The 15,892-nt window shown below is 37.7% G+C and carries 15 protein-coding genes; 4 read left to right on the top strand and 11 right to left on the bottom strand.

The window, feature by feature from the left end:
- Positions 1–231: 231 nt before the first annotated feature.
- The 5 genes from A5849_RS14360 to A5849_RS14335 form a co-directional block, all read right to left on the bottom strand.
- Positions 232–1,680 carry an ABC transporter substrate-binding protein gene (locus tag A5849_RS14360; protein ID WP_086310205.1) on the bottom strand — a complete coding sequence of 483 codons (1,449 nt, stop codon included), beginning with the start codon at positions 1,678–1,680 and terminating at the stop codon, positions 232–234.
- Between the two features lie 34 nt (positions 1,681–1,714).
- Complete coding sequence (locus A5849_RS14355) at positions 1,715–2,635, bottom strand: carbohydrate ABC transporter permease (RefSeq protein WP_002310830.1); 921 nt, start codon at positions 2,633–2,635, stop codon at positions 1,715–1,717.
- A gap of 11 nt (positions 2,636–2,646) precedes the next feature.
- Positions 2,647–3,594, bottom strand: coding sequence for a sugar ABC transporter permease (locus A5849_RS14350; RefSeq protein ID WP_002310829.1), 948 nt, complete (start codon positions 3,592–3,594; stop codon positions 2,647–2,649).
- Between the two features lie 478 nt (positions 3,595–4,072).
- Entirely contained in the window at positions 4,073–4,792 is a 720-nt protein-coding gene (locus A5849_RS14340; protein ID WP_025478076.1) for a pseudouridine synthase, read from the bottom strand.
- A 48-nt stretch (positions 4,793–4,840) separates the two neighbouring features.
- Positions 4,841–6,487: a polysaccharide biosynthesis protein gene (locus tag A5849_RS14335; protein ID WP_002314455.1), complete on the bottom strand. Its 1,647-nt coding sequence runs from the start codon at positions 6,485–6,487 to the stop codon at positions 4,841–4,843.
- Positions 6,488–6,665: 178 nt separating this feature from the next.
- Here A5849_RS14335 and A5849_RS14330 point away from each other — a divergent pair, with 178 nt between their 5' ends.
- From A5849_RS14330 to A5849_RS14315, 3 genes are all read left to right on the top strand, one after another.
- Complete coding sequence (locus A5849_RS14330; protein WP_002310826.1) at positions 6,666–7,256, top strand: YitT family protein; 591 nt, start codon at positions 6,666–6,668, stop codon at positions 7,254–7,256.
- A 91-nt stretch (positions 7,257–7,347) separates the two neighbouring features.
- Entirely contained in the window at positions 7,348–8,853 is a 1,506-nt protein-coding gene (locus A5849_RS14325; protein WP_002316984.1) for a UDP-N-acetylmuramoyl-L-alanyl-D-glutamate--L-lysine ligase, read from the top strand.
- A gap of 221 nt (positions 8,854–9,074) precedes the next feature.
- Positions 9,075–9,374, top strand: coding sequence for a hypothetical protein (locus A5849_RS14315; protein ID WP_002320520.1), 300 nt, complete (start codon positions 9,075–9,077; stop codon positions 9,372–9,374).
- A gap of 214 nt (positions 9,375–9,588) precedes the next feature.
- Here the strand turns inward: A5849_RS14315 and celB are convergent, their stop codons facing one another.
- From celB to A5849_RS14290, 5 genes are read right to left on the bottom strand one after another with little or no spacing between them, the layout of a single operon-like run.
- A complete protein-coding gene (celB, locus tag A5849_RS14310; protein ID WP_002314452.1) occupies positions 9,589–10,944 on the bottom strand; it encodes a PTS cellobiose transporter subunit IIC in 1,356 nt (451 codons plus the stop codon).
- Positions 10,944–11,462: a hypothetical protein gene (locus tag A5849_RS14305; protein ID WP_002310821.1), complete on the bottom strand. Its 519-nt coding sequence runs from the start codon at positions 11,460–11,462 to the stop codon at positions 10,944–10,946. The genes celB and A5849_RS14305 overlap by 1 nt, the downstream gene beginning before the upstream one ends.
- A 15-nt stretch (positions 11,463–11,477) precedes the next feature.
- Positions 11,478–11,804, bottom strand: coding sequence for a PTS cellobiose transporter subunit IIA (locus A5849_RS14300; RefSeq protein WP_002285954.1), 327 nt, complete (start codon positions 11,802–11,804; stop codon positions 11,478–11,480).
- Between the two features lie 12 nt (positions 11,805–11,816).
- Positions 11,817–13,796, bottom strand: a complete 1,980-nt coding sequence (locus tag A5849_RS14295) for a transcription antiterminator (protein ID WP_002345663.1) — start codon at positions 13,794–13,796, stop codon at positions 11,817–11,819.
- A 20-nt stretch (positions 13,797–13,816) separates the two neighbouring features.
- Positions 13,817–14,131, bottom strand: coding sequence for a PTS cellobiose transporter subunit IIB (locus A5849_RS14290; RefSeq protein ID WP_002310819.1), 315 nt, complete (start codon positions 14,129–14,131; stop codon positions 13,817–13,819).
- A 167-nt stretch (positions 14,132–14,298) separates the two neighbouring features.
- Between A5849_RS14290 and A5849_RS14285 the strand changes: the two genes are divergently transcribed.
- Positions 14,299–14,592, top strand: a complete 294-nt coding sequence (locus A5849_RS14285) for an antibiotic biosynthesis monooxygenase family protein (RefSeq protein ID WP_002285944.1) — start codon at positions 14,299–14,301, stop codon at positions 14,590–14,592.
- A gap of 183 nt (positions 14,593–14,775) precedes the next feature.
- Here the strand turns inward: A5849_RS14285 and A5849_RS14280 are convergent, their stop codons facing one another.
- A complete protein-coding gene (locus A5849_RS14280) occupies positions 14,776–15,867 on the bottom strand; it encodes an FUSC family protein (protein WP_086310203.1) in 1,092 nt (363 codons plus the stop codon).
- Between the last annotated feature and the right edge of the window lie 25 nt (positions 15,868–15,892).

The following is a 15,892-nucleotide window of genomic DNA, read 5'->3' as shown; positions in this document are numbered from 1 at the left end:
ATTATACAAAAAAGGTTGGGCAATCAGCACCATGGCCTGAGTATTAAAGGTTGTAAAAGTGCTGCCCTGCATCAAGTAATAAGAACAGCCGAACAAAAATAGCTCTCTACGTTTTTCGTTCGGTTGGGCTGATTGCCGCAGATGCAAGGTTTTGAACACCGTTTATTCGGAACAAGAGGTTGCGACACGTTTTTGTCACAACCTCTTTGTCTTTATTCATTATTGTTCTTGTCAAAACTCGTCATATTGTTTTTGCATTTCTTTCAATACCTTGTCATAACCAGCTTTATCTAAAGCTTCTTTTAATTTCGGCAATGTTTCATCTGGATCAACAGTTCCTGTATTCAATCCATCCAAATACTGGTTCATGACATTTGAAATATTACTTAATTCTGTTTTTACATTGTCCGTGTTGAAGCTGAATCCTAAAATCGGTGAAGTTTCTGCTTCAGCAATCGATTGGTCGCGTTTGGCAATCATGTCATCCGTAATGGACTCTTGTGTATATAGAATCTTGTTGTTTCCTGTATTCCAAGCAGACATATGTGTGTTTGGCTGATAACCATCTAGCAATTTGATTTTATCCTCTGAACCATCGACTTTTTCCCATGCTTCTCCTTCGATTCCCCAAACAAGTCCATTCAATAATTCTGGATCACTGTTAAGCAGCCCTAGAAGTTCTACTGATTTTTCTTTATTTTTTGAAGTATTGGATACGACAAAATTTGCCATTTGTGCTTGAGCTGTAGATTTCAATGGAACAGTAATTGCTTTTGAAACTAGTTCTTGTTTTGCTGCATTTGTCAAAATCGTATCGCCATAATCATAGGGTCCTTGTGTTTCTCCACGCATCAGCCAAGTATTTCCTTCTAGTGGATAGTCCTTATTGCTCGTTGCAGCGTCACTTGGAATGAGTCCTTGTTTGTACCAGCTATGCATCGTACGCAGCAGTCCGATATACGTTTCATTGTCGTATTGATTGATGATTTTTGAATCATCTCCATCCAGATCAATAGCAAATGGTAAAGTGTTCCCTAAAGGATAGTCAAAGTTTCCTTGGACTTTGAATCCTTGTCCAATGGCAAAAGCGGCCGTGTTTGGTTCTTTTTCATGGAATTCCTTCAAAACTTTTTCTGCATCAGCGTAAGATTGGATTCCATCAATTGAAAGATCATATTTATCTAGTAAAGCTTTGTTAAAAGTAAGTACTTGTTGAGCAAAGACATTTCCATTTACTGGAAAGGCATATAATTTCCCATTCACCAAATTTCCCTTGATATAAGCTTCATCTAAATCATTATACGCTTTTTCAGCGTACTTAGGCGCTAATTCAGTCAAATCAGCAAAGGCTCCTTTTTGAGCATTGGAAACATAGTTGTTCGCAAAGGCGATATCGTAATTTTCTCCGGAAGAAATGATGACGTTCATTTTCTTTTCGTAATCGCCCCAACCAATGTAATTGATATTGACTTTTGCACCGATCTCTTTTTCGATTCGTTTGTTTGCCACTTCCATCAATTGATCGAAATTATCCGGTTTATCGCCGATTTGATACATCTGCAAAGTGTCCGAATCACTAGCTTCTGCTTGCTCTTTAGAACCAGAACCTCCGCATGCCGCTAATGTACCTACCAATAATGCTGAAACACCTGTAAAGGCTAGTTTCTTCCATAACTTCATTTTTCTTCCTCCTAATTTTATGATTTATATTTTTTTATTCTTTTACTCCACCGATCGTTAGACCTTTGACAAAATGTTTCTGGAAAAATGGATAGCTGATCGCAATAGGCAACGTAGAGATAACTACGATCGCCATTCTGGCGGATTCTCCTGGAACTGAAGCTAGCCCACCTGTCAATTGGCTTCCTGCTCCTGAATTTTGCGTCAGATATTGAATATTACTTTGGATTTTCATCAAAAGATACTGTAGTGGAACTAGCTTATCATCTTGAATGTATAGTAAAGCATTGAACCAGTCATTCCAGTAACCCAATGCGGCAAATAAGCTGATTGTTGCGATACCAGGAACAGCTAACGGTAAAACGATTTGAACGAATATTCGAAGTTCGCTAGCTCCGTCGATCCGCGCCGATTCAATAATCGAATCAGAGACCGAACGTTTAAAGAATGTGCGCATCACAATAATATTGAAGGGGCTGACAGCCATTGGCAAGATCAATGCCCAAATCGTATCTTTTAACTGGAGAAGATTTGTCATAACAAGATAATTAGCTACCATACCGGGTGAGAACAACATCGTAATCAAACAAAAAACGGTAAAAAAACGACGGAATGGAAAATTTGACCGCGAAATCGCATAAGCATATAAAGAAGTAGCCGTGCTATTGATCAGTGTACCTAAAACAGTGACAAGCATAGTAACATAAAGCGCTTGGAAAATTTTATCCTGCATCTGGTCGAACAAATACGTATAACCAAATAGACTGAATTTTTCTGGCCAAAAACTGTACCCGTGCGTCGACAATACGGACTCATCGGTAACAGAGATGGCAATAACAAATATAAATGGCAAAATACAGGAAATAGCAAAGAGTGCAATCATTATATTAGAGAAAAAATTGGTTGTCTTATTGAAAGAACGGACTTGGACTCTCTCCACTTTCTTTTTTTTCATTTTTTTCCTCCTTAGAATAATGCAGAATCGCTATCAAAACGACGGGCGACCGTATTTGTGATCATCAATAAGACAAAACCAACAACTGATTGATAAAGTCCTGCAGCAGCCGTCATACCAAAATCTCCTGTGGATGTCAGCCCATTGTAGATATACGTATCCAAAACTTGAGTCACATCGTACAATGCACCGGAATTCCTAGGAATGTTATAAAACAGGCCAAAATCAGCTCGAAAAATGTTTCCTACGGCTAAAATCGTTAAAATCGTCATCAATGGAATCAGTTGTGGTATCGTCACATGTTTGATTTGCTGCCATTTGCTAGCTCCATCAACCATAGCAGCTTCATAATAAGTCGGATCGATTCCCATAACAGATGCAAAGTAAATGATGCTGTTATAACCAATCCCTTTCCATGTACCGATGAACACTAAGATAAATGGCCAATATTTCGGTTCATTATACCAATTGACAGCTTCTCCTCCGTGTCCAGTAATCCACTGGTTGAATATTCCTTTGTCGGGACTTAAAAAGGCGTAAACGAAGTAACTGATAATGACCCAAGATAGAAAATAAGGGAGCAAGGACATCGTTTGATAAACTTTAACAAGTCGTTTATTTCTCAACTCGCTCATAATGATTGCAAATACGACTGAAATGAGCAGATTTAAAAGGATAAATGTCACATTATATAAAATTGTATTTTTAGTGATGAGAAATGCTTGGTCCGAAGAAAATAAAAATTTGAAATTTTCCCAACCCACCCAAGGACTTTCCCTCAGGCTAGCCAGGAACCCATCTGCTGAAATATGAAAATTTTTGAATGCTACGACATTCGCCATTACAGGTATGTAAAAGAAAAAAATCATCCAAAGCATACCCGGTACAGCCATCAGGACAAGTGCTTTATAACGCCATAGATTCATAAAAAAATGATTGAACCCCTTTCGTTTTTTCATCTAAAAACCCCTTTCGATTCATTTCCAACGCAATTATAGCGCTTTCAATAATGAGAATAAATAAACAAAGTATAGGGAAAATGAAACAAAGTATAGGAGAGGTTGTGAAATCAGCGTTTTGTCCTGAGTATTAGAGAAAAGAACGGAAAAATAGTTTCTCATATTTTGCCGTTTTTTGAGCTAATACCGAGGGTCAGCTGATTGCACACCGTTTATCAGAGGTTGTGAAATCAGCGTTTTGTCCTGAATATTAGGGAGATCGTGACCTTACTATCTAACTCCGAGTCACAAGGAGCAATGGGGACTGTGACAAAAGTCTTGTCACAGTCCCTTATTCTGAACAAACAATGTTCCAGAAGTAGCTTCTACGGAAATAAGTCGAAATTTCACAAAAAGGCCATCCAAAAGTCAGACGGATAAGTCTGCTTTTCAGATGGCGCTACAACTACGCTACTTATTCTTTTAACTGTCCATTCACTTATTTTTCTCTCACTTGTTCTAGCTCTTCTTTGGTCAGGGGGCGATACTGCCCTTTATTCAAATCTTTAGGCAGCCAAAAATTCCCCATACGGATTCTTTTTAAATATAAGACTTCTTTTCCTACTGCTTTGACCATTCGCTTGACTTGGTGAAACTTCCCTTCATGCAAAATCAGTCGGATAATTGAAGTTTCTGACTCTTGATCTACTTGATCAATTTGGAGTTTTGCCGGCAATGTCTGCTCATCGCAATCAATAATTAATCCTTCTGCAAATAAACGGATATCTTCTTCTGTCATTATACCGCTAACCTCAGCTAGATATTCTTTCTCCACGTGTTTTTTTGGTGATAATAACTGATGAGCAAATATCCCATCATTCGTTAAAATCAGGAGGCCTTCCGTGTCTTTATCCAATCGGCCAACTGGAAAAAGATCTTCCCGATAATCTTGATCTTTCAACAAATCGATTACGGTTTGGTCATGATTATCCTGAGTAGCAGAAATGACTCCTGCAGGTTTATGCAAAATATAATAAAAATCTTTTTGATACGCAATGATTTCTCCTAAATAAGTAACCGTATCTTCAAACTCGTTTACTTGCGTTTTATCGCTTTTGACCACTTGCCCATTGACTTCAATCGTTCCTTTTTTGATCAATCCTTTGACTTCTTTGCGGCTACCAAGTCCCATATCTGCTAAAAATTTATCTAAACGCATGCGTTTCCCCCATTTCAAAAGAGCATTGATTCTGCTCTTCCCATTCACTTATTTTATTTTTAATTTGTGTCGTAAACGCGCTATTCCTGGTCCTAGTAGTCTTTCTGCCAAACGGATTTTCAAAGCTAAATAACCGTACACCAATGCCCCTATACCTGCTACTGCAAGAATCAATAATAGAGACTGGAATTTGCTATCTTCATTTAAGAAAGTCCCAAAAATTATCTTTGTGATCCACGAAGCAAAAAGCATAATCAAGGTAAGAATAAAGATCAGTAATGTCCTACGCCAGACAAAACTTGGTTTAAAGCGGGCTACTTCATGGATCCTCTTTAAGATTAAGGTACAAGACACAGCAAACCCGAGCATTGTCGCTAATAAAGGGCCATACACTTCAAATAAACGAATGGCTGGATATTGAAGAAGTAGTTTCACCAGAAACCCAACAACCAAATAACTGATTGCTGCCCTGTTTTCAAACATTCCTTGCAGCATGTTGGAAACTAGCATATATAACCCTAAGAAGAGTCCTACAAAACTTGCTTGGATCAGTACATTGCTTCCTAGAGAATCTGGTGTATAAAATAATGTGTTTAGCGGATAGGCGAGTAACATGACACCGAATGTCGCTGGAAACATAAAAAATGAAAACAGTTGTAAATTTCCGCTCGTCAATTTTGCCAGCCCTACTCGATCTTTCAACGTAACAGCTTCTGTAATCAACGGTAACCCGGTAGACGCGATCGATGTTGCCAATGCGATAACTACCATCGTCAACTTATCTGGATTGGCACTGAAAATCGAAAAAAGATCTAACAACTGTGCGTTGGAATATTCAGTGGATGCGGACATGATCCTCATAAAAGTGAATTGATCGACTAATTTGAAGATTGTTACCCCTGAACCAACGATAATAAACGGTATTGCTTCTTTAATGGTATCTAACAACAATTCCTTCGTTGCAATATTTACTTTGTTTTCGCTGTAGTGGATAAATGCAGATGTATACGCTTGATGTTTCTTCAAAAAATACAAAAGGACAAGGATACTTGCTAGCATACCGATAAATGCCGCGAAAGTTGATTGCGTGACCGCTGTCACATAATCGCCATTCATGACTTTCATGATGATGAATGTAGCCAATAGCATATAAAAAATACGTGCCACTTGTTCAACGATCTGCGACAGCGCATAAGGCATCATCTCTTGATTCCCTTGAAAATACCCTCGTATCACACTCATACAAGGAAAAACCAATACAGCGATACTCAAAGAGCGCATCGTTGGAATCAGTTCTTCTCCGCCACCAGAAGCATGAGCTAGCCAAGGAGAGGCGATGTACATGAACAAAGCGAACAACAGACCTAACCCGCCCATCATCTGTAATGCCCGGATGAATAATCGTCGTGAAGTGCCATATTCATTCAACGAATTATATCGCGCGGTTTGTTTTGCGATCGCCGCGGGTATTCCTGCTGTAGAGATCAGTAGAAACAATGCATATATATTGTACCCCATATTGAATAATCCATTGGCAGCCTTAGCATTTTCGCCCATCCAAGCATACCAAGGAATGATATAGACAGCTCCTAGCAACCTTGAAATGATATTACTGGCGGTCATCCAGGCAGAGCCTCGTGCCATTTTTTCTTGCGGTGATAATTGATCTAATGCTGGTTTTCTTTGATTATCCATCGGTCAGATTCCAACTTTCTACAAAACATTACTATCATTTTAATTGGTAAAACAGAAACTGGCAATCGATTTTATATAACTTTTATAAGAACGATTGTTTTTTTGAATTCGATTTCGTTTTTTTGGTAAAGTAAAGAAATATACAGCCTTTTATGGCTAACATTTATAGGAGATATCAATGACACAAGAAATAAAAAAACTACCCGTTATATTTTTAGGTCTTTTCTTTATCACAGTTGGATTGAATTGGTTCTTGCTCCCTCATGATATAGCTTCCGCCGGAGTGGGCGCAATCGGACATTTAGTTGAAACGGCCTTTTCTATCCAGCGCTCAGTTACTGTTTGGATCATCAACCTTATGATGCTGCTTCTAGCCGCTGTTCTATTAGGAAAATCAGTATTTTTTAAAACTGTAGCGGGAAGTCTGCTTTTTCCTGTTGTTTTAGAGATTGTTCCAAAAGTGGAAATGCTCTCCTCACATTTCTTTTCACTGATTTCAGGAAGTCTTTTGTTCAGTCTTGGGGTTTACACATTGTACACCGTTGGAGCCTCAAATGGCGGGATAACGATACCGCCGATTATTTTCCACAAATTTTTTCGGCTTCCAATGCCGCAAGGACTGTTACTTACGAATAGCCTTATCGTCTTTTTGAATTATTATGTATTTGGATGGTTAGAGACACTGTTCGTTCTCCTATCTATTACAGTCAGTTCATTGTTTATGAAAATACTCATCCGCTTGTCCCCTGTGTCAAGAAAATTTGAATAAAGCTGGATTTTGTCATAGCGGAATCAAACGATATATTGAAAAGAGTGTGCTATAATAAATCAAGAAATTGAATGAAGCGAGGGATCAATCAATGAGCTTCTCTTTAGAAGACATCCGTCATTTACTATTAAAAGAACATCTATTAAAAGAATTTGTTTCAACAAAAGGCTGGCATCTTGATGTACCAGAAAAAGCTGAATTTCTTCAGTTAAGTTATGATTCAAGAAAAGCTGATGCTTCTACTCTGTTTTTCTGTAAAGGAATGAATTTCAAAGAAGAATATTTGGATTCAGCGATCGAACAAGGTATCCAATATTACGTATCAGAGCAGCCATACGAAAATTCAGCAGTAGGAATCATTGTGACGGATATCCGTAAAGCAATGGCACTTCTTGCTATGGCCTTTTACGACTATCCACAAAATAAATTGAAAGTGATTGGATTCACTGGAACAAAAGGTAAAACAACTGCTGCGTACTTTACTAAAGCAATCTTGGATCACACAACGAATAAAAAAACTGCATTGCTTTCTACGATGAATACAACGCTAGATGGCAAAACGTATTTCAAATCCCATTTGACAACGCCTGAGTCATTAGATTTATATCGTATGATGGCAGAAGCAGTTGAAAATGGTATGACTCATCTAGTGATGGAAGTTTCTTCTCAAGCTTACAAAACACAACGTGTGTACGGGTTGACTTTAGATGTAGGAATCTTCTTGAATATCTCGCCTGACCATATCAGTCCGATCGAACATCCAACATTCGATGATTATTTCTATTGCAAGCGTCAATTGATCTTAAACTCAAAAACAGTTGTTTTGAATCACGAAAGTGACTATTTTGATTTGCTTAAAGAAACCGCCGATCTATTCCAGATCCCAACGATCACTTATGGCCGTTCGGAAGAAAGCAATTATCAAGTGATCCATTCAGACAAAGGTACCCACGGGTTTACTTTATCTTCTCGTCAAGATCACTTAGCTATCTGCGATACTGCTTATGATATTTTGCTGGCCGGAGGATTCAATCAAGAAAATGCAGCCAGTGCGATCATTGCCGCAGCACTAACCGGTGCTTCCAGTCAAGATGCACAAGCCGGATTAAAAGAAGCTCGTGTACCAGGTCGAATGGATCAATTGATCCAAACAAATGGGGCGCATGTCTATGTGGACTACGCACATAATTATCTAAGTTTGAAAACATTGCTAGAATTTGCCAAAAATGAACATCCAGATGGTCGTGTAATTGTTGTATTAGGCAGCCCAGGAAACAAAGCAATCTCCCGTCGACATGATTTTGGAAAAGTGCTATCAGAAACAGCTGACGTTGCCTTTTTGACGGCAGATGACCCAGCATTTGAAGATCCGCAAAAAATCGCGGAAGAAATCAATGAAGCAATTACTAATCCAGAATTGATCGTTCATTATGAAATGGACCGTCCTGAAGCGATTCGACGTGCTTTAGCAGAAAGTACTCCGCAGGATTCAGTCGTCATTGCGGGAAAAGGGGTTGATCCCTATCAAAAAATCAATGGTGTAGATGAACCTTATGAAGGGGATTATGCAATCGTGAAGCGGTTGATTGAAGAGTAATGTTATTTATGTTCTAGTGGACGGGACGCTATGAAAAGAAAACTTTTCATAGCGTCCCGTCTATGGAATTATCAAGAAAAGTTGCCGGAACTGCGTTAATTTTTATTGTTTCTTTATCATGCCTCTTAAAGATAGCGCTATCATCCGTTTTGCTTACTGGTTCTTCTATCGTTGCTTTTAGTTTGTTATTCCTGTTTTTCAATAATATAAAGGTGGTTATTATGAAAAAATTTTTCAACTTAGCAAACGGTATCTTTTTTCTTTCTCTTTTTTCTGTCATTTTTCTAACTTTGAATTTGCAAAGTGGCAAAATGGGGGTCGTTATTTTTAGAAATCTCCATTTGCCAGTTGATGCATCGATTGTTGGATGGTTACTGCTACTTTTTTCTTACTTGATGAGTCGGAAGCATCAGACTAAGTTTTTCGCGCGCTTAGGCGGAAGGGTTGCTCTATTTTTTCTAGTCGTTTATCTGATATTCACATGTCTAGGTTTGCTTCAGTCGCTCGGTATTCTGCCTTGATACTTCGTTCGAATCATATTGACTATAATAAATAGAGGCTGGGACAGAAGCGTTTAACTCCAAGAAATAAGAAGGAATTCACGAAAATTGCTTTTCAAATTTTTGTGAATTTCAGCTTATTTCCGAAGGAGTTGCTTCTGCTTCCGCCGTTTACACATGTTTAGAGCGTGAGACAAAAGTTTTTCTTTACTTTTGTCCCACACTCTCTTAGAAATCAGTTAGCTGACTTTTCGCCAGCTAATTCTGCTGCCTTTTCTCTTTCTTCATTCAATAATTTATTATCATAGAATTTAATAAATGGGAACCAGATAATGAATGCGATGATTGCACAAAAGACAGCTAGCACAGCCGCTTTCCAATCACCCCCACTGCCGACAAATGCGCCAATTCCAACTGGTGAAGGCCACGGCATCTGTGCAAGCATCGGTTTAACGATTTCCAGCCGAATGGCAAAATAAGCGAGTGTAGCAGAAGCCATCGGTGCTAAGAAAAACGGAACCGCTAAATAGGGATTGTAAACGATTGGCATCCCGAAAATAATTGGTTCGTTGATATTGAATAGTCCTGGTACAAGAGAGGCTTTTCCTAACACTTTCAGCTGATCAGATTTCGCGAGGAATGCAATAAAGATGATCAATCCTAAGGTCGCACCTGATCCACCAACGGTTACATAAGAATTGTTGAATTCTCCTGCCAACGGATAATTTGCGCCTTGTGCGTTAGCTGCCATATTAGCTAATACGATTGGGGTCAAGAAAGAAGTGATGATATTCGCTCCATGGATTCCTACGATCCACAATGCATGGATCAAGAAATAAATTACCATGACACCAAGCCACGTATTCGTCAGCTGCGTAACAAACCCAAATGGGATAGCAATCATTTTGAAGATATCCGTTCCTAGCGCAACTAATAATCCATTGATGATCATCACCACAAACGCAATGACAAATGTTGGGATCAGAGCAGTGAAAGAACGAGAAACTCCTGGCGGAACAACATCTGGCATTTTTATGACCCAATTTCTCTTGACACACATACAATACAATTCGACCGCAATAATCGACATAATAATAGCTGTAAAGATTCCTGAAGTTCCTAAACGTTCGACAAAAGAGCCCATCCGTATCCCATTTACTACAGTTTCTGTCTCATTGATAGAAGCAATCAAGCTGATTTTACCATCGTTCATGATCAATTCAGGGATACACATAAAGAATGCAAAAACAGATAGTAATGCCCCCGTGAGCGGATTAACGTTCAACTTTTGTTCATCTCGTTCAATTGACGTTAATTCATAAGCAAACACAATGGCAAAGTAAATAGATAAAATACCCATCGTCATTGTATTGACGATCATGTACAAGTCACTAACTTTGAAAAAAGTTGCATTAAAAAATCCTTCTAAAAATGGGAACGGTAATGGCAAAATATTCAAAACCAAAAACATCGAACCTACAATCGTGAAAGGAATAGAAGCCATCCCCGCTGCCATGACAGCCCGAACGATTTTAAGTTGCGCAATTTTCCCCATAGGTCCCATCAGGTATTTCTGCAAAAAATCAAACATTAATTATTCTCCTTTCCTAAATACAACGCTTTTTCATATTGTTTTATACGGATATACTGCTGATCTTGATTGAGCGAAATTTTCTTTAAACGATACTGGATAAATACACTGACAAAAATACCGCTTACAATAAGAATGAAAACAAATAGCTGTCCTCTATTGTTATTTGCCATAAAAGGATACAAGAGTGTAAATCCTGAGGTGAACAACACTGGAATCAATAATATATTGCAGACACCCTGAAACAAAAAATACCGCTTTGTCCATGGAACATTCGTTTGGTGCTTTCGATAAAGCTTTACTTGTTCTCCTACTGCAGGCAAAATAGCTAAAAGTAGAACCATTGGTAAACTGCTTCCTAAACTTTTAGCTGATAGAAGCAGAATCATCCATTGCATGTTCATGAAAAAGAAAAAGGCAGTCAGATAGCGTACGAACAGATAACGATTGAAATACATGTTTTTCAAACTAAGTTGCTTTTTTTCTAATTCGTTTTTCTTTTTTACTGTATCCTGCACAATAAATCTTCCTTTCTATTTATTTTTTTGATACAAATAATTCATTTCCTGTGCAACTTCCAATAATGTCATCGTCGTCATCAGATGATCTTGTGCATGGACCATGATAATTTCCATTTCTATTTTTGTCCCACTAGCATATTCTTTCAGAAGTTGAGTTTGTGATTGATGCGCATGAAGAATCTCTTCATTTGCTTGTCGCAACTTCTCTTCTACTTCTTCAAACATCTCCTTACGCATCGAGCGAAATGCTTCATGTATCAGTGTTCGTGCATTTCCGCTATGAAAAATGATATCAAAAGACGTCACTTGTAGCGTTTCACTGTTTATTTTTTCAGCCACCTGTTTTCCTCCTTATTCGATCAGTTTGATAAATTTACTGCTGAAATTCTCAAAAATAGGTTCAGCTAAGATTTCCTGTTGCACGTTTAGCTGGTCAACTAACCTAACGATTGCTTTGGTCACGACCGTAATTCCTTCATTTTCGATATAAGAAGGCGAAACTAGAAAAACAAAATGGATTCCTTGATACTGATACCATTGCATCCCTGAAGGAATCAATGCAACGGCTACCTTTGTTTCGATTCCAACTGGAACAGCGGGATGTGGGACTGCCACTGTATCACTGAATATGATTTGTCCCATACTTTCACGTTGCTGGATCTGCTTTCGCATTTCTCTTATATATCCTTCTTCTTCATTTATGCTCAGCTTTTGCAACAAATCATGAAGAACTTCTTCTTTTTTTGGTTCGTACGTATAAGTCTTGAAAAATTTTTCAGACAGCTGCTCGGTGTAAATCCGCTTTTTTTGCTGTAGAGAAAATACTGGTATCGGTCGATCTGAGGAATGATAAGGTATGGATTCACCAATTACCTTTCGTATTTTATGAACATCATCTTCATTCAAAAAAATACTGACATGTAAAACTGGAATTTTAAAAAACATTGTCGAAAGATCAATAGAAGAAATAATCAGGTCGATTCCTTTTAAAGTTGTTTCATTGATCTCATAATAGCCTTTTACATTTACCACTGTAATATTTTTTCCAAATTCGCTGATCACACGATTCTTTAATAATTGAGCACTGCCATAACCTGTTGCGCAGATGATCAACGCATGTAACTTATGCGTAGCTCTTTCTTTTTCCAATGCCGCCATGAGATGCAAAGCCAAATAGGCCCATTCATCTTCATTGATGGTATAGTTTTTCAAAGCTGGCATGTTGCTGAAATGTGTTTTTACTGCTTCAAAAACTTTGGGATTTTCTTTCTTTATCTCTTCAGTCAGAGGGTTCTCAATGCGAATGCCTCGGCTCAATCGAATCATCATTGGTGACAAATGATCAAGCAGTCCATTGAAAAGCTGGTGATCCTCTATTAATGAAAAACGAAATTCCTGAGACAATCGTTTCAAAACTTTCACTACTTCCTTTGATAGTTCCTGATCATTTTTATTTTCTCTATGATTTAACTTAGCCATAAGGTGTAAAGTCAAATAAGCAATTTCTTCTTGGGGAAACGATACATCCGCGATTACCTCAATACGTTGAACAATGCGTTGCGCCACTTGGTACTCTACTCGATCAGAAACTTCTTGTTCGATACCTAGTTCCTTGATTTCAAACCCTTCTCGTAGACGTTTGATTCCCAAAGCCAAGTGTAAGGACAAATTCTGTATGATAAAATCAGAAACTTTTAACTTAGCTTCTCTTGTTTCATCGAGAATGATGATCACTAGCTCTTCAAAACTGATGTCTGTGAAAAAGCGACTTTGTCCTAAATATTCTTTCAATGAATTTCCACAATGGTTCCCGAAAAAAGTATCCATGATAAAATGCCGTCGATTTCTTTCTTCCCCTTCGATCCATATCCCTTGACCATGCTTAGAAACAATTTTTAGTGAATAAGGAATCAACCGCTCTTTGATTGCTTGCATGTCCTTTGTCAAACTAGAACGACTGATATAAAGCTCTTCTGCCAAATCATCCATAAAAAGAATGGCATCTTCCAAAAGCAGTTGATTCAATATATACTTTTGTCGGTCTTCCGACTCATAAAATCCTTGAGGTTCTCTAGCATATCCCGGTACTATTTCTTGCCGACTCAAAAACAGATCAAATGTCAATCTCTGCAAGATGTGCAGTTGGTAGCCATAACCTGGTTTAGCAAGGATCTTACCTCCGTTTTCTTCTACTAACTCTTTGATCCGCTGCAAGTAATTACGGATTGTCCGATCAGATAATAACAATTCAGAAGCTAAACGTTGACTGGTGACATACTCCTTCCTGTGATCAATCAAATATCTCAACAGCAATTTTTCCTTCTGTTTCATTATCATCCACTCCTATTCCATCATATGTTCTCTTCGATCACCTCTGCTAACTTCTGGATGCCTGTAGGGATTGGGACATACGCTTGGAAAGGGATACTAACAACAGGCTTTCCAACAGATTCTCCTAATTTTTTGAATTTATCCAAAAACATCGTCGTTTGCGGGCTGATCAGAAATAAATCAAAATCACTATTCTTAATCATATTATCGCCTTCTGTAGCTGAAACTGCATCTACGAGTACCTCTTCTCCTTTTTGCTTAAACAAATCCGTTGTCTTTGAGGCCATCATCGATGATGACATTCCTGCGGCACAAATAATCAATGCTTTTTTCATAAATCAATCACTCCTTTTATTTTTATAAATCAAGCATAACTTGTAAGCGTTTTCTATTCAAAATATATATTTCCGTAGCATTACGGAAAAAATGTGTATCATATCTTGAATAATAATTTCTGGCACCGTGATATACTAGTGATAGAATTTTTTCAGGAGGGGATTTAGTGAGTATCACAGTGAATATTTTGTATACAAGTACAAATGGACAAGCCAGAAAATTTGCAGAAGAAATGGTCGAAAGAAACATTGTCAAAGCGATTCGCGCAGAAGAAGGAAACGAGAAATATGACTATTACTTTCCACTAGAAGATCCAGAATCTCTTTTACTGATCGACCGTTGGAAAGATGAAGAAGCAATCGAAAAGCATCACAAATCCGAAATGATGGCCCAAATAAACGAACTCCGTAAAAAGTATAAATTAAAAATGAAAGTCGAACGTTTCACTGATCTACCTTAAAACAATGAAGTTGTGACAGACATGGTCAGTTTCAAGAAACAAGAAGGAATTTACGAAAATTGCTACTCAAATTTTTGTAAAATTTGGGCTCATTTTTCGAAGAAGATACTTCTGGAACACCGTTTATTCGTAAAAAGAGGCTGTGACAAAAGTCTTGTCACAGCCCCTTCTTCATTTTTTTCATTATTTTTTAGTGGAACTTACCAAAGGATTCACTTCATGTTTTTCTCTTATTTTTCGGATAAGTATTTCAGTCAACCCAATATACATGACCCCTAGACATACCCCAAGAACATTCTCAAAGATACGGATTGACACTGCTCCTGGAACCCCGAATAAACTGGCAGTGATTGCCAAAGCACCAAAACAATTAAAAACTGTTTTATATCTATAGGTAGAACAAACACCTAAAGCTAGACCACCTAATATACCGACCCAGTTAAAAGGAATAAATTGGCTGATACCAATAAATAAAGCACATCCAATCAATGACCCAATGATTCGGTCTACTGCTCGTTCTTTGAAACCAATCGACATCAATCCATAGCTAGATACAATAGAAGAAAATGCAAACCCTGCCCACATCAATCGCTGAAAAGGGACATACTCTCCTGCAACAATCAAAAAGCTAATGCCAAATGCATAGATGAGCATCCAAATTTTTTCCTGCGAATACATGCCTTTCAAAAAAATCTCTTTAAACAAGCTTTTGTCTTTGTTCTTTTCTCGATGTTTTCTGTAAAGGAGAACTGAAAACCAACAAAAAAACAAAAACAATAAGCTACTTGTTTGTGTAAAGAAATTCTTGTTCAACGAATCTTTAGGTAACGAATAAACAATAAAGAGATATGAAAAGCCGTACAAAGAAGCATTCCCCATTTTGGGATCACTAGCGGTTGCCATTAATATGCTGCTTAGTAAAACAAAATGAATCAACATGCCCATAACTGTCCATTTAATCAGATGGATATAAGGCGCTGTTAATAGTGAGAGCATAACGATGGCTAAACTAATGATCGAATGAGAAATCTTATAACCAAAATCAACAAAACGAATACTCATCAACATACAGAATAAAACCACCGCGTATGGTTTATGCGTCGATTCAAACAATGTTGTAATGAAAATAATAAAACAAATGGCAAACAATACGATGAATAATGATCGTAAAAACAATGAACAAATATACATGCACTTTTCTTTTTTAGAAGCTGCTTCTCGTATTTTTTGTTTTAAAATAAACGGATCTAGTTGTAGAGACTGATAAAAATTCACCTGTTGTCGTCCTTTCTTTTACTTT

The sequence above is a fragment of the Enterococcus sp. 10F3_DIV0382 genome (assembly GCF_002140245.1).
Lineage (GTDB): Bacteria > Bacillota > Bacilli > Lactobacillales > Enterococcaceae > Enterococcus_B > Enterococcus_B lactis.
This window is presented reverse-complemented; position numbering and strand designations above follow the sequence as displayed.